Below are 16,700 nucleotides of genomic sequence, written 5' to 3' on the forward strand. Positions count from 1 at the left end.
TGGTCGGCCCCCACTTTTCGTACCAGAGCGATGAGACGCTGGCTGGGTAGGATTATGTTGGTTGGGTTATGGTTTGCGGGAGTGCTTGGTGCAGTGAGCCCGTAGGGCGAACGGAGCCAAGCACTGCCTTGGTTTGATGCCAGAGTTTGGCAAAGGCGTCGGGGGATATAAAGCCCAAACGGCTGTGCGGATGCTGGCTGTTGTATTTGCGTCGCCAGTTTTCGATGACGACGCGCGCTTCGGTCAGGGAGAGGAACCACTCCTGCTTGAGGCACTCGTCCTGCAGGCGGTTGTGGAAGCTCTCCACGTGAGGGTTTTGCCAGGGCGAGCCCGGCTCGATGTAGAGGGTTTTGATGCGTTTGGATTCCAGGTAGTCCTTGGTCGCCGTAGCGATAAACTCCGGCCCGTTGTCGGAACGGATGTGCTCGGGAGCACCGTGCTTGGCGATGGCTTTGTCCAAGGCCGCGACGATGTCGGCTGACTTCAGCCCGCGAGCCACCGTCAGGCTGATGCACTGGCGGGTAAACTCGTCGATCAGACTGAGCACCCGCAGAGGCGCTCCATTGTCGGTGCGATCCGCCACGAAGTCCCAACTCCACACGTGCCGCGGATGCGTCGCCGCGGTCGGGATCTTGCCGGTGGACTTGCCCTGACGCCGTTGCCGGGGGCGCGGCGGCTTCACGCCCAGCCCTTCAGCCCGGCGTACCTTTTGTACCAGCTTGCGGCTGACCTGCCAGCCTTCGTTGGCCAGCAGCGCTCGTACGCGACGATAACCGTAGCGCGGGTTGGTCCGGCTCACCGCGATGATCGCACGCACGAGGCGAACCATCTTGTCGGTGGCGGTTTTAGCCCGGTAGCAGAAGCTCGACCAGTGCAGACGAAGATACCGACAGGCGGCCCGTAACGAGCACGTTCCCGACTCGGCCACCTCGCGCACCGCTTCGCGCTTGTGCCCCGGGCTTACCATTTTTTTGCGTTTACCTGCTCCAGTACTTTGATGTTCAAAAGCTGGTCGGCCACCAGTTTCTTCAGCTCGGCGTTCTCGCGCTCAAGCTCCTTCAGACGCTTCACATCGCGCAGCTCCATCTGTCCGTACTTGCTCTTCCAACGATGGAAGCTCGCTTTGCTCACATTGTGCTCGCGGCAAACATCGTCCACGCTGCGGCCTTCGTCTGCCTCGCGCAGGAGCGCCACGATTTGCTCTTCGGTGTATCTCTTTCGTTTCATACTTCTGGTCGGGTTCTACCCGCCAGGGTCTCAAACGCAATGGTACGATTCTAGGAGGTCACGCCACCTTCCTGCAATGAGTATTTTTAAAGTCTGGTTCTCACTGCCGACACGGATACTACATGCACTGAAATCAGGAATCGAATGGCTCACAGGGATGAAACTCACACCCCGTTGGTAATCCTCATCCGCCAGTTGATTTTCGAGTACAAGTGTCTGAGCTTCATTGGATGCGTTCAGCCCACACGCAATGATATCTTGGTCACCATCGGCATCCAAGTCTAGCAGGGCAAAATCGCCGTCTGACAAAGACAAATTGAGCGGTTTCCTTGTCGTCTGATTGTCATACCAAGCTAGCGTTCCGCTCCCCATCACAACCAGATCGCCCCAACCGTCATGGTTGAGGTCAGCAAGTATCGCGTCCCCGTCTTCCAACGTCTGCCCAAGCGAGAATCCAGCGGGCACACTCACTTCTGCAAATGCTGTTTTCAAACGATCAACTGCCCCCATCGCCCAAAAACGGTTTGTAGCCGAGAGATTACCAAAGACCACTGATGTATGCACCAGCCCCGTATACGCTGAATCTTTGAGGAAATACGCCCCGCTACGCACAACCGTTAGCGCAAAAGAGACATTCAGGGGTTCGTAGGTGCTGTTGCCGGAACAATAGACCTCAGCGGAAACATTGCCCGTCCCGTTCAACAGCAGGTTCACCGAGTGATTGCTCTGCCCGGCCAGCATCGAAAGCGTGCTATTCTCGACGGTTACGGAGCAGTTGGCTTCCTCGATGTTATCCGAATCGTTCCCATAGGCGTGATAGCTTACCGCAAAGGTAGAGGCCGTTCCATTGAACAGAACTGATGGCGTCAGTAACGATAGCTCAGAATTATCGACGAGCGAATACTCGGAAAAGCCCGGCACAGTGGCATTCAGCACTCCGCTTGCATACGAGATGGTGTCGCACTGCTCACACGGCACGCCATTTCGCAAGAGGAGCGGCTCGGTCAAAAATGTGAGGTTGAAAAACCGTAATTGAGCCGACCGATTCAAGCCGGGAGCCTCAGACACATTTACCCGGATGACATTCGGTCCGATAGCAACCACCTTACTCAAGTTAAGGAAGGAAAGATTGACGGACTCCAGAAATCGAATCGCTCCAACGCCCACTTTTTCAAGGGTCACATTTTCCGCCTGGCTATACGCGAGCAGGTCGGAGCTGTAGTTATCTCCCGCGACCCCGCTCACTGTAGAGAGGCTCAACTCTCCCGTCTCGGGCTCGGGCTTGAGATATAGAGTGAGATTCGCACGGCTACTGCCAGTGAGTACGTACGAACCGTTGGCGGCATAATAGCCTGACAAGAAAAAGCTAAGATTGTGACTGACCGACCGGCTGCCCGTCGCATTAATCAACCATGCCGTCAGATTAAGCCTTGAGCCAGAAGTAAGAAAACCCTCCGCAGTGTAAACCTCCACCGAGTCCAGTGCTTTGCCGAACTGGTTGCTGGCATTAAGTTCCAGGTAATACCGGACATCCAACTCGCCGTCCACATCCAGCGAGTTCCAGCTTGTGTTGATGAGGGTAACATTTTTCCCGACAACAATTGCATCCAGACTGCTGTCGCTCAGGGTGTAGTTTCGCCCGAAATCCAAAGTTACCCCCGACAGATTCACCCGACTGCTTGAGATGTCTCCGAAAGCTCCGAGTCGGATGGTCGCATTTATCGAGCTGAGCGGATACCCCGCGACATCCAGCGTGCCGTTTTCGACCTCAATGGTCGTATTCTCGCCCAGTACGGTTGCCGAAGAGAGCGTCAGGGATGATCCGTTTTGAATGATTATATGGCTGTTTGGCTGTACTGACGCGGGCATCACGCAACCGCCTGCAACCGAGACGTTCCACTCCTGCGTCGGGCTACAGGCATCCAAAGACACGGTGATCTCCATCCAAGCACTTTGGGCCAGCCCGGTATCAACACTCTGCACCCGTACATGGACATTACCCGGAGTCTGGTTATCGAGCGTCGTGTTTTGTCGGTACTGCATGTTGCCGAGGTAGCCTTGCACCGGATGGCTTCCAACCGTTGGTTGCCCCGAGAGCAGCAACTCCCCGTGCACGGATTCCACCTCCAGGTTATACGACAACATCCCGCTTGGCGTTTCGGCATCGCTTCCCGCTGACCAATTGATCCACAGCGCTCCAGTGGTCAGATTCCATGCCCCAGTTAATTCGGTGGGAGGCAAAGGGTTCGTGTTCGGGCTGATTTCGGATGCGGTATTATTGAAAAGCAAGACGGGGGCATCGGAGCCTACCCCCGTGTAGGCCAGGTCAAGGTCCCCGTCGAAATCGTAATCGGCAGCACTCAGTGAGCACTCCGGCAAGGCGTAGCTGTCGTTAAACGGATCAACGGCCACGAATCCTCCGCTCTGTTTGAGATCATTGATGTAGAGCGAAAGCACCGCATTACCAGACGTCCCTCCGCAGAGAACGATATCCGAAAGCCCATCACCGCTGAAATCGGCAACCACGGCATCCCCCCGGATCGTACCGTTAAATCCTGGCAAAAGCCCGATTGGGGCCATCGACCATTCACGGGTATCGGTGTAAATGACATAGTCCCAGTTGGACGACGTGTCCGGGCTTGTGGCCGAACTGGTTCCAAAATGGATCAGAGAGGTGGTATTCTCGTCAAGGAATCGTCCCAACGCGCAACTGCCCTTGTAGAGCTGGACAGGCAGGCTCTGACTCAGCTCGTAATCACTGCCGTTGTAGAAGTAGACCCCGCTCAGAATCCCAGAAGCATTTTTTCCGCTGACAAAAAGATCATAACGGCTGTCCCCGTCAAAATCCCCATAGCACAGACTGGAATCCAGAAGCGCAGGCAAAGAGACATTCGACAAGGTTAAGTTTGAGCCATTATTGGTTAAGAGAATAGTGGTTTCAATATTTGCACGAGATCCTGAAAATAGGACGTCAGTAAGACCATCTCCATTGCTATCAAACACAGACATTGAGGGTCTGAGAAAATCACCCATTCCCTCCACAGGCGATTCACTTGCAAAATTCGTCAGAGTGGAGCTGAACAATTCATTTGAGAATGCCTGTGGGCCCGCATAGAGCATGGTTAACGCCCCATCGTTATAGATGTCCGCCAGAGCAAGCTGTCCTTTCAGCGCCTCATTGTTCAAGTCCAGAATCGTAGCAAAAGATGGATACAGACGTGAGACCTGCATTCTGGCATACAAGCCCCCCTCATAGGACAGATGCGCCAGAAAGCTGTCGGATCCATTGGTAAGCAGCAGGATGGGTTGCTGGTACACATCAACCTCGCCCAAATCTATCCCGCTTGGAACAAACAAGGGCTGGACGCTGACATTACGCGGCTCGGAGATATAGGTACCTCCGCCAACCTGGCACATCCCTTCCAGGCGAACGTCCCCAGTTGAAGCCAACAAGTGTTCAGCGACTAAATAATCGCCAGAAACCTGTGTCGCAGACACAGAAGCCGCGCCGTCTACACTCAGGTTGCAATCCACATCCGTGATGCTGATTGGTTCCGTTGAGCCGGTAATATTTAGGGCCAGTATATAAAATGTCGTGTATTGTCCGCTGATTAACGGAAGGGCTTCCTGCCCGGCCTCCGATGAGGTGTAGACATCGACCAGAACAGGCTCGTAGACATCGTACTGAAACACGACCGTTCCGTTGGTATTTGAGAAGGTGTGGATAACGGACCCATTCTGGCAATGCAGCGTAAAGGTGTTACCAGAAGAAACGCTGCCATAAGTCAGGTTGGTACGATACGCGCCAGCAGAATAATTCAGAAAGATAGTTTGCGCGGTTGGAGAGGAGAAATTCAGCCAGCACGAGCCGGAGGTATTGTCGATGGCACTGCCTTGGGCATCCTGAAGCTTGACCGTAAAAACAAGCGGGCTCGTATAATCCAGAAAGGGATCGCCAAAGCCTGAGTAAGAAAAGTTCAGGCTCGTGTTTCCCGATGAACTCCACTGCCAGGTGTCGCCTGCATGGACAGCCCCTGCGACTACGAATAACCATAGGGCAGCAATAAGTGCCCAAGAAAAATACCCCCTCATCCCGCATAGACGAGGTGAGTGGCGGTTTATAAAGCTTACGCGTCTTTACGTTTCCGGTTCTGGTACATCGCCGCAGCACCAAGAACACCCAAGCCTGCCAGCAAGCCGACATTGGGTTCTGGGATCACATACTGCGCAAAGTCGTAGTTGGTGATTTTTCCTAAACGCCCACGCATATCATGACTCGCAGTCAAAATACCCGTTTCAGAATCGTACGAAATATCCGTAATCAAGTCCTCGGAGGTATCGGTATAGGAGCCCACAATCGTTCCGTGGTAATACTGGTCGAGCATCACTCCGCTCTCGGCATCACGGCTGACGAGAATCGGGATGTCATCCAGGTTTGTGATGGTGCCCGTGATAAGCACTTCCAAACCGGTGTAGTTTTCGCCCACATACGGCCCTGTTGCCACCAGCGTGTCACTGCCCCATTCGAAGAATTTCACGGTATCGTCATTCGAATCCATAATGGCGTAGTACGTGGAGCCGTTGTATTCGAACGCCGAGCTGATACCCGAAATATCGTAGCCGTTCAGTGTAGATGTAGCTGTGGTATATCCAGTCGATAAATCAACTAGATCGATAATACCCGTACCATCACTCAACAATACATACTGGTCATTCCATGTCCCGGCATCATCAACCTGGACCGGCGTCACCAACTCGCTACTACTGGATAAGTCGTTGGCATATTCAAAAATCGTGGCTGTTCCCAGGCCAAGTTTCCCCTCAGATGTAATCGCCGCCCCATACAAAGGAGTGGTTGTCAACGTCGATTCCAGAGCTGAAAGCTCTACCAGCGCCGCTTCCGATCTGGCCGGAGCAAGGCTTGCCAACGCGGTCAGGCCGCATGCCGCTATTGCTGATTTGAGTGATTTCATGATTGTTCATTTCCCGGCAAACGCGTTGCCGTACCCAATGAGCATACCCACTGGTTTATATAGTTTTCGCTTGTCCTCACTGATTGGTGGGAACTACACACAAAACTAAGACTTTTGTCCTATTTCTGAAGTCCGCATCTAAGACATATGTCTGTGGCGCGAGCAAGGCAAAAATTGATACATTTGTCTTAGTGGAATTCGCTATGGCATTTGGTGCGGTACTCAAAGAACACCGCAAAACAGCAGGGCTCTCCCAAGAGGAGTTGGCCTTTCGTGCAGGCATGCACAGCACAGCGATTTCCCTCTACGAACGAGGCCTTCGCCAGCCCACGCTGCACACGGTCTTTACCCTCGCCCAGGTGCTTGAGCTGCGGCCCTCTGCCCTTGTCGCGGATATGGAGGGACTCAAGCCTGCGCTGCTGTAGATTGGTCCCCCTCATTCGCCTTTCCTATTTCTGGAAAGCCATTATCCTCAGCAACCATGAGCTTTCAGGATATTCGTCTTCTGGGAGAAATTCTCAGACATTATCCATTTTCCGAGCAAGCGATTGCCAAAGGCCAGCGTCCCCTATTGGAAAGACTGAAGATATCCCCTGATCATAGGGCCAAAATCATGTCCGAGGACATGACCGCCCTTGGCCTGAAATGGCAAATTTACGCCACCCCCATCCCAAATGATCTGGTGATTCCAGCCTACTGCATACCCGACACCGATTTTGGGAAACTAAACAGTGAAAATGGCAATGAGGCATACAAAGCCGAGGGGATTGGCCTGAACGAAGGCAATCTTATCCGACTTTCCAAGGCATGCGAAATTGGCAGAAAATACTTTGAAAACCAATGGCCACATAAATTCAAGGCAGCAATCCTGAACACCAAAGACCATTTAAGCTTTATAGAAGAACTGCACTGGCTAAATCGTTGGCGTAGAGTAAGCCATATCGAATACGAAGCACGGCCATTCCTCAAGCAGGAGTGCAAGAAAAGAGTCGACTGGCGATTTCAAAGCTTGGGTGTTACCGTCAACCTTGAAGTTAAATATCGTCCTCGCGATTGGGCACGAACGGTTGATGGCTCTGAGAATCACGCAGTGAAGAGCAGCTATTTTGCGGATGTCCCTGATAAATTCCCGTCACAAAATCCAGGGGAGTTAAATCTAGTAGCCTTTTCTAGTCTGGCACCAATCGACCGATCCCTCCAAGAAGAAATCAACACCTTTTTGACAGAGTACAATACCATCGACGGTGTCCTTGTCTGGTCAATGAACTCCCAGGATGGCCGCCTATATGAAATTCAAAGCGTGAGCCAGAAGGCACTGATTGAGACACTGTTTACCGGCATAGATCAAGAGGACGCAGCGTATATCGGACAAGTCAGATACCAGCAACGAGTCTCAAATGAAAGGCGGGCCTTGCGACCGGAAGAAGTTCCCGACTATCTCGACCGCACGTACCGGGGAATATAAGAATCTGTATTCATGGTTTCAGCGAACAGCCTTAACGGGTTGCTTCCCTCGAACGCAGCAAAAAGGACAAGAATGATTCCAACCGCTGCACCATGCATTCCAATTGGTGGTCGTTTAAATCCGTTTGCTTCTCGTGCATTCCCTTCTGAAGAATCTCCATGAATTTAAGAACAGACCCAATATCTGTAGCAATGAATTCGCTGAAACAACCACAATTAACATCGCGATAGATGTAGAGCAGCCGTGCTCTTCGTGTCGGGCGATTATTATGATAATGCTCTGGATTTATGCTCCAGGCTTTAACTTTTTCATCCGGGGCTAAATGATGAATGAGATGAGTAAGTAATTCACGTGCTGACGCTGAGAGATGCCGAACCCTGTCAGGGCCGTTACTGCGAATGATATACCGGATACCCCGAAGCATCTCAACGAAAGCGGGGTCAATGCTCTCCAACAAGCGATCAGGCTCAACCTCACTAATTTCAATATCTTCACCTGATTCCTCTTCTAGCGAAATGGACTCATAAGCAGTGGCTTCGCGGAAAAGCTCTGTCTGTACGTCATCCTGAACGAATGGTTTCAATACATCAGGAAATTCTGGAGCCAAAACACCGTTAAGCAGCCCTTGATATCCGTCGGTGAAAGTATCAAGAGTGCGACTGAGTTCTTGAGTAAAATGGGCATTAAAATTCAGGGCAGCCCCGATTCCAGCCTGATGTATTGCTGAGAGTTTACCGATTGCAGAAAAAGAGGTTGAGACGGCATAGAGGGATTCGATACGGCCAAAATTGCTCGCGATTTCGTGCATGCGACTGATGGAGTCCCATGCTTTCATCCCCTCGTTCACTCTTTGCATGACCAGACCTAATTCATTAGGAATTTTTAATTGGGCTTCGCAAAGTTTTGTCAGTTGAAGATTTACCGATGCCAATCCATCTAGCCTGGAAAAGACATGACTCAAATCTCCGAGCTTGGCCAGAGATTGATACGCATGTCCGACGGCATCGATTCTCCTGGTAAAATCGTCTGACAGAACTCGACTAATTGCAGTAGACACCTGAGTTTTCTCTTCCATTGCAGTCGCCACCCTCGATACAACCTCTACCACACGGTTAATTTCCGCAGAAGTCTTTACCAGGTCGGAAGGGGTGCTAAGTTCATCGTTTTTCATGAAAATGAAGGATACTATGCATCGCCATAAAATCTAGCCAAATCCACTTCAGGATACCCCTGATACGGCCCTAGCGTTTAGCCATCTGGATGGGATCAAACGATTCTGCGCAGACCAGTATCAATTCACCCACCTGCCCTGCTAGGCACCAATCTGGCCTATCCCGTAACTCGTCGGGCAAATCGAAGTGCACCTTGCACTCCCGAACGAGTTTAAGCCGTTGCTCCCAGCCCAGAACGTCGACATATCTCGCCAGCACACATGCCCGATGGCGATCCATCCGTTGCTGACCTGCCGCGTGCAGAATCGAATTTACAATATCAGCACGCACGAGCGAATTGCCCTCCAGAAACTCAAGGAATGCCAGCTCAAATCCATGCTTGCGCCGATTCAACCAGGCAATGGCCTGTTCCAGCGCTTCAGCGTCATTATCACCTGGCACTTGAGCTCGAACAGCCTCGACGAGCATGGCAAGAAAGCTCTCGTAGCTTGGAGGGAACTCCCCCACTGGCTCAATATCGGCAGGAGTCTCATCAACCTGCTGAAGCTCAGTAAGGATACAGTCCAACAATTCTCTAGAACTCATCATAAAAGAATTCCTCATCAGCGCTTTTAGCAGAGGATGAACCATTCCCTGCTTGGCGCCTACGTTTGGCCGGGGTATAGTATTTGCGGTAAGAATCCTGAATAATCCCACGCAGATCCGTGTGAACTGGTTCGGGAAGCGGACGGGTCTTTAACGTACAGACGCATGTGTCCAAACGGGCAACCATGTGGTATTTTTTCAGTCCAACAAGATTGTCCGCAGTTATCCCATGGACCGAAAGGTCCTTGGCAAAGTATCCAGCATCGTTTCGGTCAATCCTGCCGATGAGGGTGCTGCCCACCGTGGAGAGCGCATCAATCTGAGCGGCACGTCCAAACTGCTTCAAATACTGATGGGCCAGGGTTAGCCGAATGCGGTATTTACGGGTCTGTGCGATCATATCCTCAATGGTTTCAGGACCGACAAATAGATGAGCCTCATCCAGAAACACACCAAAGGGTTTGCGCTCGGTATAAGGGACTTTGCTCCGGGCAAGAGCCGCAATCATAACCTGCGTAAGCATGAATGAGCCAAGATGCTTGCGGGTCTCGGCTCCTACCGAAGAAAGGTCAACCAGCAGAATGCGCCCCTCGTTCATGATGGTTGGCAGATTAATCCGGCACTCCGACTGGCAAAAGACGGGCTGAGAACTGATAAGCTTATGCAACTTGTGTTTGGGGGCTGCCAAGTCTCCCTTCTGGTAATCTTTAAGAAAATCTACCTTCCAGAAGTTTCGCACCGTTTCATCCGTGGCGTTATTCACGATGAGGGTTCGCAATCGCTTGGCCTCCGGGCTGTCTTTACGAATCAAATCATACAGATCGCTTAGGGTCGCATCAGGCTTGGCCTGTATGAGCCCTAGCAAGCCGTTACGGAGGATATGAGCCAACCGGTCCCCCCAGGCTGTTGATACTCTTTCGATACTGGAAAGCAGGTCGTCGGCCAGCCGGTGCGCATTGGCTCCCGCCCCTAATGCCAGCGGATTCCATAATGGCACATAATCGGGATCCCCGGGATCAAACCATATCGTGCGCTCCAGTTCCTGCTCGGATAATCTTGCCAGTATATCGCGAACCGCATCCCCATGCGGATCGATGAACACGACCCCCTGCCCTGCCCCAGCGTCCTGCAAGGCCATGTTCACCATGACAGAGGTCTTACCCGAGCCACTTACACCAATCAGGTGCACGGAACGCTCGCGCAACTGAGAAGCAATACATACAGGAACATCTTCCCCGTTACTGCGTGCCATCCCGATAACAACTCCTTCGGACAACTCGCCCGGATCGGGAGACAATGTCGTGTTGAATTCAATGGGAAGGCGATGCTCAGCCACGACTTTTGAATCAAACAGGTGCACAAGTCCTGCCAGCTCCTGTGAGTTAACGATGAACCCATGCCGGTGAACCGCCCCCAACTCAAGCATACGGCACTGTGAATCCGTTGACAGGGAGTAATCCCTTTCCGAAAGATACGCGAGCGCCCTTGATCCGTGCTGAAACAATCCGGTGAAGGAACAGAGCGATTGCATCATTGCAGCAGAGATAGGAGTATCGCTAACCACTCCAATTCGCAAGGCGGCTGCAAACATCGGCTTGTCCGGGTGAGCTTTTCTCTCCATGCGCTGCGCCTGCATATGCAGCTCTGAGGACGGCAACTGCATCCCATAGCGAGGAGCATTCCCCTCCCGGTACGAACTGTGCAGGTAGTGCAGGTCATATAAAACCGCCACATTCTCATGCCACACCCCTGTTGCAGGCTGCATGATACACTGATAAAAGCCTGTCGTATCCTCAGGTAATCGGCCCAGTGCGCAAAGCAAAGCCTCAAGTGGCGTATAGCGAAACTCGCTGCTGCATGTCAGATTCTCATGATAGACCGAAACCGGATAGTAGTCCCGAAAGGCAAAATGACTCGACTGGGTCAGATGGTTTCGAAAACGGCATGTGTTAGCCCGGGTCAATTGGCAGGTAGAATGTTCTGCCGTAAAGGCGACCTGCACAGCGTCAACATCCGCCCGAGAAACACCGAACTGTAGCTGAATGCCTGCCTCGTTGCCATAAATCTCGAACAAAACAGGGCCTTTCACAGCCAGTAACTCCTTGATGAACCGTTCGCTTCGGACCCAATCGAACTCGTATCCTGGCGACATCCAGATGCGAAATGACTGGTAATCGTGCGACACATTCGGCTCGGGCACGTGGTTTTCACCCATGTTGCGCAGAGAGCGGCATGGCGGGGTAACCGAAACAGGCTCTTGGGAAATGAACGTCGAGCGTCCCTTGCCTGCCTCCTCGGCCAGAATACGTTCAATGGAGCGTCCTCTGAGCAGGGGGAGAGAGTGTTGTATGAGTGCCGCCTCGATAGCCATCCACCCTCTAAGCGGCACAAAGAGCCAACCAGTTTCAACTCGACGGAGCCAATCCGGTATTAATAGCATTAGTCATGGCTAAGCCGGTAACCATGGGGGATTTACATTTTTCATCAGGCACGAAGGCTAAAGCCTTCCTTCGCGGGATCCGTGATCAGAATAAGGTTGGAGAGCGTATCAGTCCAGAGCATGAGCTTCATTTGCGGGCAATGGTTGCTATCCATCCCGAAGCCGAAGAGAAAACAGGAGTAGGCATCGATTACTTTACGGTAGAGCTAGATAAAAAGTTTCGAAAGACCCGCCACTTCATGATTCATCGAATAGACGGATCAACCGATGATGTCAGCTTTCATGCGGCGATTGACGGTGCCAACCCCAGGAGAGATCGAATGACTGCCCTTCGGGTCGCAATCAACAGCCAAGTCATTACATTCAAAAATCAGCAATTTGACGAGTCTGGCACACATGTCTGCCCTATTCGTGGAGTACCCATTACACCGGACTCCTACCACGTTGACCATGCCCCTCCTTGTACATTCATTCAGCTTGTCCAGGAATGGCTGGACGGTGAAAACATCCAGTTGCACCAAGTCGAAATTACCGAGCCACGATCAAACCAGTGTGTCGCCGAGATGGCCAATGATGAGCAGCGATCAAGCTGGACCACCTATCATCGGCAATACGCCAAGCTTCGCCTGCTTAGCCCAGAAGCCAATACGTCATCGCCCAAAGCCTGAATTTATCGGTAATGAATGATACCTAACCCCCGTCTCTTCGTTAAAGAATCAATGTCGGAATCAGCTAAATGCTGGAGTCCTGAGTCTTCAAATGGAGAAGGGAATAATACCTCAGCACTAAAGGCGGGAGATTTTCCAAGCCAACGCCTAGCCCAAGAAACACGAACCTTGGCGACAGCAACGCAATACTTCATACAATCCACATCATCTAAATTACAATCCGCCACACTCTTCATTAGCAGAGCATGCTGAATGTGAGGGCGGTGAAAAATGGACGGACATGACTTACGAATATCTACGACTGTTGTTTCTTTTCCTTTATGGAGTCCAGGTCGACTGGAATCGCATAAAATCCCATCTGAAATAAAGAAAAGCAAATACAAGAAACTAGGTTCTCCATCGCTTCCAACATCATCTCGTTCCAGATAGGAAAAGTAATTGGTATTCTTCTTTTGGCGGAATCGGTTTAAGCCAAACCATAGAGCAATCCATATGTTATCCACCACATCCAACCAAGTCGTTTTGATGCCATAGTGTTGAATCAACGGTTCAATGGAATACTCTGGGACAGACTTAAAGCATCGATATTCCTTCAATGCCTTTTTTAGATTTCCAAATTTTGTACGCGCACGATTCGGTTGAGTTTGAGAATATTCTCTGAAATAGCTTGGCAGGCAACGCGGATAAAGAGTTTCTTGCCCTCTAAGGTATACATTCCCAACATCTCGGAATATAAACTTCGCATAACCATATAATTGAATCAACGCGTGAAGTCCTGATATCTCAAAGACAGGAACATCATTCCCGCACTCGAAAGGCCGTTTCCCGAGGTTTTCATAGTTCTCCCCGATAGGATAGAAAAACTTATCTACTGTTTTTTTCATAGCATAGAACCATATGTAAGAAAAAATAAAGCATTCGAATGATAATATGTCCACGCTTTTCAAGACTACGAGTTGTAGCGACTCCAACAACACGAACGCTACGACATCCCGAGAAGCACGAGAATAGGGATAATGTAAGGGCCTCAGCAAAAATAGAGGTGCTTACGCACATACGCCTGACTGGCAACCCAATGCCGAACCAACTCCTCCCAATGCTGCGCAAACCGCTCGGCGGGTTGTGAAAGGACCGATTCGGGCAAAGCATCGGAAAAACGTCGAATAAAGGCTTGGGTGACGGCAAGCTTTGTCTGGTAGTCCAGCGGGTCAAGGGCCTGCTGAAACACAAACTGCACCCGGTTCTCTACTCGCTGCTTAGCCATGGCGGCATACATCCGTTCAATGAGCCTGCGTCTGCCCCCTGGCATTCGCCCATCCGCAATCGCCGCTTTCAAGCCTCCCAGATCCCGGTACGCCTCCCCCACTAAGGCATAGGCATCGGTTGCGTGCGTGCGTTCGCTGAGCGTTCCGCCAAGTTCAACAACCATCGCGACGTAAAAGGCAACGATGTGCGAGTGCAGGTCTCCATCCTCCTGCAGCGGGTAAGCGTTAAGGGCCCGATCCAGTGGCGCGTGAATCTCAATCTGGAGGGTGCGCTCATCGAGCTCGCTTAGGACAAGGTCAAGGATCGCTTCCGCATCTGCATCCGTCTTGGCATCACTGCCACAGCGAAGGCTTTCCCCGCCGTTAGCACGGATCAGCCCATGAAAATCCTCAACATGCTCCGCCGTAGCATATGACGCCAGTCTCAGGATTGATTCTTCTGGCACCAACGGAAAATGTGCCTTGAGTCGCAGTATTGCGGAGGGCATGGACGCGAGAGTATCGCCCAACAGTTTCCCAGTTCCCGGGGGATAGTGCCCTCGGCACGCATGATGCTCGACCCAGAGCGCCAGCAATTGACGGGCTTTTTCAAATTCTCCCCGTAACAAAAGCCGTTTCAACATCTCTTTGAACACACCCTCCCCCGCACAGGAAAGAACGCCCGAAGCACCATCCGTACTCCTGCCCCAATACCCCCGACGTAAAGCTCCACAAAGCAAATTATACGGCTTAAACGCATAACCAATCGCCTGTGCAAGGGTTGTCACGGAGCGAAGACGCACACAGCGCCCCGCATCACGCAGGGCCAAACGGAAACGCTCCCGAGACTCAGAAGAAAGGCTCCCTCCAGCCGAATCAAGTGCGGGGTATATGAACTCTCGTACCACCCCACTCTTTGCCGCAGCGTTCGCTTTTTGATCCAAGCTTCCCACCATTCCGATGTCGCCCGCACAAGATGCCAGATGTCCGGTTGCGAGCACATCCTGGCGAAGCGGCACCCCCAACACCGCCGAAAGCATGGCCAAGGTCAGCGGCACATCCGCCGAAAAGCCAGAAACACAAATCCCGGCATCCGCCATCGACGTAACATCGGGATTGGCGATCGAGATGGCAAGGCGCGGCATGGAGATACCCAGTTCACCTAGCACCTGATCCACATACGGGACAATGTCTCGCCGGATATGAGCCCGCAGTCCGTCGTCAAAGGCTGAAATACCTTGAAAGCGCACCCGTCCCCTTCCCTCTGCGGCCACTTGCACAAGGATCGGAGCAATAATGGCCTCCGAGCGGCCCGGAGTCACGAGCACGGCATGCATGCGCCCGGTCATGCCTTGCGAATGGTTAGCGTTCCTGCCGTCAATCCAGGCAGTACCGACAGACGATACTCGCCATCCAGCAACAGGTCAACAATACCGGGATGCCGATGTTCCTCATCCATGTCCGCTGCCAGCGGTAAATCTTCACGCTCATGAACCAGCAGAAGATCATCCAAGGCAAGGAACCGCTCCCAGATAACCCATCCCGTCGAGAATTGCAGACGGTACCGCCCCTCTTGGCTCAGCGGACATTCAAAGGCATCCAAACGGGTGTCACAATCAATGCGGTGGATAACTGGCGTGACCTCCTAGAATCGTACCATTGCGTTTGAGACCCTGGCGGGTAGAACCCGACCAGAAGTATGAAACGAAAGAGATACACCGAAGAGCAAATCGTGGCGCTCCTGCGCGAGGCAGACGAAGGCCGCAGCGTGGACGATGTTTGCCGCGAGCACAATGTGAGCAAAGCGAGCTTCCATCGTTGGAAGAGCAAGTACGGACAGATGGAGCTGCGCGATGTGAAGCGTCTGAAGGAGCTTGAGCGCGAGAACGCCGAGCTGAAGAAACTGGTGGCCGACCAGCTTTTGAACATCAAAGTACTGGAGCAGGTAAACGCAAAAAAATGGTAAGCCCGGGGCACAAGCGCGAAGCGGTGCGCGAGGTGGCCGAGTCGGGAACGTGCTCGTTACGGGCCGCCTGTCGGTATCTTCGTCTGCACTGGTCGAGCTTCTGCTACCGGGCTAAAACCGCCACCGACAAGATGGTTCGCCTCGTGCGTGCGATCATCGCGGTGAGCCGGACCAACCCGCGCTACGGTTATCGTCGCGTACGAGCGCTGCTGGCCAACGAAGGCTGGCAGGTCAGCCGCAAGCTGGTACAAAAGGTACGCCGGGCTGAAGGGCTGGGCGTGAAGCCGCCGCGCCCCCGGCAACGGCGTCAGGGCAAGTCCACCGGCAAGATCCCGACCGCGGCGACGCATCCGCGGCACGTGTGGAGTTGGGACTTCGTGGCGGATCGCACCGACAATGGAGCGCCTCTGCGGGTGCTCAGTCTGATCGACGAGTTTACCCGCCAGTGCATCAGCCTGACGGTGGCTCGCGGGCTGAAGTCAGCCGACATCGTCGCGGCCTTGGACAAAGCCATCGCCAAGCACGGTGCTCCCGAGCACATCCGTTCCGACAACGGGCCGGAGTTTATCGCTACGGCGACCAAGGACTACCTGGAATCCAAACGCATCAAAACCCTCTACATCGAGCCGGGCTCGCCCTGGCAAAACCCTCACGTGGAGAGCTTCCACAACCGCCTGCAGGACGAGTGCCTCAAGCAGGAGTGGTTCCTCTCCCTGACCGAAGCGCGCGTCGTCATCGAAAACTGGCGACGCAAATACAACAGCCAGCATCCGCACAGCCGTTTGGGCTTTATATCCCCCGACGCCTTTGCCAAACTCTGGCATCAAACCAAGGCAGTGCTTGGCTCCGTTCGCCCTACGGGCTCACTGCACCAAGCACTCCCGCAAACCATAACCCAACCAACATAATCCTACCCAGCCAGCGTCTCATCGCTCTGGTACGAAAAGTGGGGGCCGACCA

Annotated in this window: 15 protein-coding genes; 5 read left to right on the forward strand and 10 right to left on the reverse strand. The window is 52.7% G+C overall.

Going from position 1 to position 16,700, the window contains the following annotated elements:
* Window positions 1–52 precede the first annotated feature (52 nt).
* From H5P28_RS00630 to H5P28_RS00645, 4 genes are read right to left on the reverse strand one after another with little or no spacing between them, the layout of a single operon-like run.
* The gene (locus H5P28_RS00630; protein WP_185673678.1) at window positions 53–967 is read right to left on the reverse strand and encodes an IS3 family transposase; all 915 of its coding nucleotides are present in this window, start codon (window positions 965–967) and stop codon (window positions 53–55) included.
* Window positions 961–1,227, reverse strand: coding sequence for a transposase (locus H5P28_RS00635; RefSeq protein WP_185673679.1), 267 nt, complete (start codon window positions 1,225–1,227; stop codon window positions 961–963). The genes H5P28_RS00630 and H5P28_RS00635 overlap by 7 nt, the downstream gene beginning before the upstream one ends.
* A gap of 30 nt (window positions 1,228–1,257) precedes the next feature.
* Entirely contained in the window at window positions 1,258–5,319 is a 4,062-nt protein-coding gene (locus H5P28_RS00640) for an FG-GAP repeat domain-containing protein (protein WP_185673777.1), read from the reverse strand.
* Window positions 5,320–5,354: 35 nt separating this feature from the next.
* Window positions 5,355–6,200, reverse strand: coding sequence for a hypothetical protein (locus H5P28_RS00645; protein WP_185673778.1), 846 nt, complete (start codon window positions 6,198–6,200; stop codon window positions 5,355–5,357).
* A 203-nt stretch (window positions 6,201–6,403) separates the two neighbouring features.
* Between H5P28_RS00645 and H5P28_RS00650 the strand changes: the two genes are divergently transcribed.
* Both H5P28_RS00650 and H5P28_RS00655 read left to right on the forward strand, forming a co-directional pair.
* Complete coding sequence (locus tag H5P28_RS00650; RefSeq protein ID WP_185673779.1) at window positions 6,404–6,625, forward strand: helix-turn-helix domain-containing protein; 222 nt, start codon at window positions 6,404–6,406, stop codon at window positions 6,623–6,625.
* Between the two features lie 56 nt (window positions 6,626–6,681).
* Window positions 6,682–7,665, forward strand: coding sequence for a hypothetical protein (locus H5P28_RS00655; RefSeq protein ID WP_185673780.1), 984 nt, complete (start codon window positions 6,682–6,684; stop codon window positions 7,663–7,665).
* Window positions 7,666–7,696: 31 nt separating this feature from the next.
* On the opposite strand, the gene H5P28_RS00660 is transcribed toward H5P28_RS00655, so the two are convergent.
* The 3 genes from H5P28_RS00660 to H5P28_RS00670 all read right to left on the reverse strand — a co-directional run bounded on the left by H5P28_RS00660 (window position 7,697) and on the right by H5P28_RS00670 (window position 11,793).
* Window positions 7,697–8,836 carry a pPIWI-associating nuclease domain-containing protein gene (locus H5P28_RS00660; RefSeq protein ID WP_185673781.1) on the reverse strand — a complete coding sequence of 380 codons (1,140 nt, stop codon included), beginning with the start codon at window positions 8,834–8,836 and terminating at the stop codon, window positions 7,697–7,699.
* Window positions 8,837–8,906: 70 nt separating this feature from the next.
* Window positions 8,907–9,425, reverse strand: coding sequence for a hypothetical protein (locus tag H5P28_RS00665; protein WP_185673782.1), 519 nt, complete (start codon window positions 9,423–9,425; stop codon window positions 8,907–8,909).
* Entirely contained in the window at window positions 9,412–11,793 is a 2,382-nt protein-coding gene (locus tag H5P28_RS00670) for a type IV secretory system conjugative DNA transfer family protein (RefSeq protein WP_185673783.1), read from the reverse strand. Before H5P28_RS00670 ends, H5P28_RS00665 begins: the two co-directional genes overlap by 14 nt.
* Window positions 11,794–11,867: 74 nt before the next feature.
* Here H5P28_RS00670 and H5P28_RS00675 point away from each other — a divergent pair, with 74 nt between their 5' ends.
* Window positions 11,868–12,530, forward strand: a complete 663-nt coding sequence (locus H5P28_RS00675; RefSeq protein WP_185673784.1) for a DCL family protein — start codon at window positions 11,868–11,870, stop codon at window positions 12,528–12,530.
* 2 nt (window positions 12,531–12,532) lie between these two features.
* Here H5P28_RS00675 and H5P28_RS00680 read toward each other — a convergent pair whose 3' ends face one another.
* From H5P28_RS00680 to H5P28_RS00690, 3 genes are all read right to left on the reverse strand, one after another.
* Window positions 12,533–13,414 (reverse strand): FRG domain-containing protein, encoded by an 882-nt coding sequence (locus tag H5P28_RS00680; protein WP_185673785.1) that lies wholly within the window; start codon window positions 13,412–13,414, stop codon window positions 12,533–12,535.
* 143 nt (window positions 13,415–13,557) lie between these two features.
* Window positions 13,558–15,111: a S16 family serine protease gene (locus H5P28_RS00685; RefSeq protein WP_185673786.1), complete on the reverse strand. Its 1,554-nt coding sequence runs from the start codon at window positions 15,109–15,111 to the stop codon at window positions 13,558–13,560.
* An 8-nt stretch (window positions 15,112–15,119) separates the two neighbouring features.
* Complete coding sequence (locus H5P28_RS00690) at window positions 15,120–15,377, reverse strand: hypothetical protein (RefSeq protein WP_185673787.1); 258 nt, start codon at window positions 15,375–15,377, stop codon at window positions 15,120–15,122.
* A 96-nt stretch (window positions 15,378–15,473) separates the two neighbouring features.
* Between H5P28_RS00690 and H5P28_RS00695 the strand changes: the two genes are divergently transcribed.
* Window positions 15,474–15,740 carry a transposase gene (locus H5P28_RS00695; protein WP_185673679.1) on the forward strand — a complete coding sequence of 89 codons (267 nt, stop codon included), beginning with the start codon at window positions 15,474–15,476 and terminating at the stop codon, window positions 15,738–15,740.
* Window positions 15,734–16,648 (forward strand): IS3 family transposase, encoded by a 915-nt coding sequence (locus H5P28_RS00700; RefSeq protein ID WP_185673678.1) that lies wholly within the window; start codon window positions 15,734–15,736, stop codon window positions 16,646–16,648. Before H5P28_RS00695 ends, H5P28_RS00700 begins: the two co-directional genes overlap by 7 nt.
* Window positions 16,649–16,700: the final 52 nt, after the last annotated feature.

The organism is Ruficoccus amylovorans, from assembly GCF_014230085.1.
In the GTDB taxonomy this organism is placed as follows: domain Bacteria; phylum Verrucomicrobiota; class Verrucomicrobiia; order Opitutales; family Cerasicoccaceae; genus Ruficoccus; species Ruficoccus amylovorans.

What these genes read in the sequence shown, in the direction of transcription:
- H5P28_RS00655 (WP_185673780.1), top strand. Translation starts at nt 6,682, where the DNA reads ATGAGCTTTCAGGATATTCGTCTTCTGGGAGAAATTCTCAGACATTAT.
- H5P28_RS00635 (WP_185673679.1), bottom strand. Translation starts at nt 1,227, where the DNA reads ATGAAACGAAAGAGATACACCGAAGAGCAAATCGTGGCGCTCCTGCGC.
- H5P28_RS00685 (WP_185673786.1), bottom strand. Translation starts at nt 15,111, where the DNA reads ATGCATGCCGTGCTCGTGACTCCGGGCCGCTCGGAGGCCATTATTGCT.
- H5P28_RS00680 (WP_185673785.1), bottom strand. Translation starts at nt 13,414, where the DNA reads ATGAAAAAAACAGTAGATAAGTTTTTCTATCCTATCGGGGAGAACTAT.
- H5P28_RS00670 (WP_185673783.1), bottom strand. Translation starts at nt 11,793, where the DNA reads ATGGCTATCGAGGCGGCACTCATACAACACTCTCTCCCCCTGCTCAGA.
- H5P28_RS00665 (WP_185673782.1), bottom strand. Translation starts at nt 9,425, where the DNA reads ATGATGAGTTCTAGAGAATTGTTGGACTGTATCCTTACTGAGCTTCAG.
- H5P28_RS00650 (WP_185673779.1), top strand. Translation starts at nt 6,404, where the DNA reads ATGGCATTTGGTGCGGTACTCAAAGAACACCGCAAAACAGCAGGGCTC.
- H5P28_RS00675 (WP_185673784.1), top strand. Translation starts at nt 11,868, where the DNA reads ATGGCTAAGCCGGTAACCATGGGGGATTTACATTTTTCATCAGGCACG.
- H5P28_RS00645 (WP_185673778.1), bottom strand. Translation starts at nt 6,200, where the DNA reads ATGAAATCACTCAAATCAGCAATAGCGGCATGCGGCCTGACCGCGTTG.
- H5P28_RS00630 (WP_185673678.1), bottom strand. Translation starts at nt 967, where the DNA reads ATGGTAAGCCCGGGGCACAAGCGCGAAGCGGTGCGCGAGGTGGCCGAG.
- H5P28_RS00700 (WP_185673678.1), top strand. Translation starts at nt 15,734, where the DNA reads ATGGTAAGCCCGGGGCACAAGCGCGAAGCGGTGCGCGAGGTGGCCGAG.
- H5P28_RS00695 (WP_185673679.1), top strand. Translation starts at nt 15,474, where the DNA reads ATGAAACGAAAGAGATACACCGAAGAGCAAATCGTGGCGCTCCTGCGC.
- H5P28_RS00640 (WP_185673777.1), bottom strand. Translation starts at nt 5,319, where the DNA reads ATGAGGGGGTATTTTTCTTGGGCACTTATTGCTGCCCTATGGTTATTC.
- H5P28_RS00660 (WP_185673781.1), bottom strand. Translation starts at nt 8,836, where the DNA reads ATGAAAAACGATGAACTTAGCACCCCTTCCGACCTGGTAAAGACTTCT.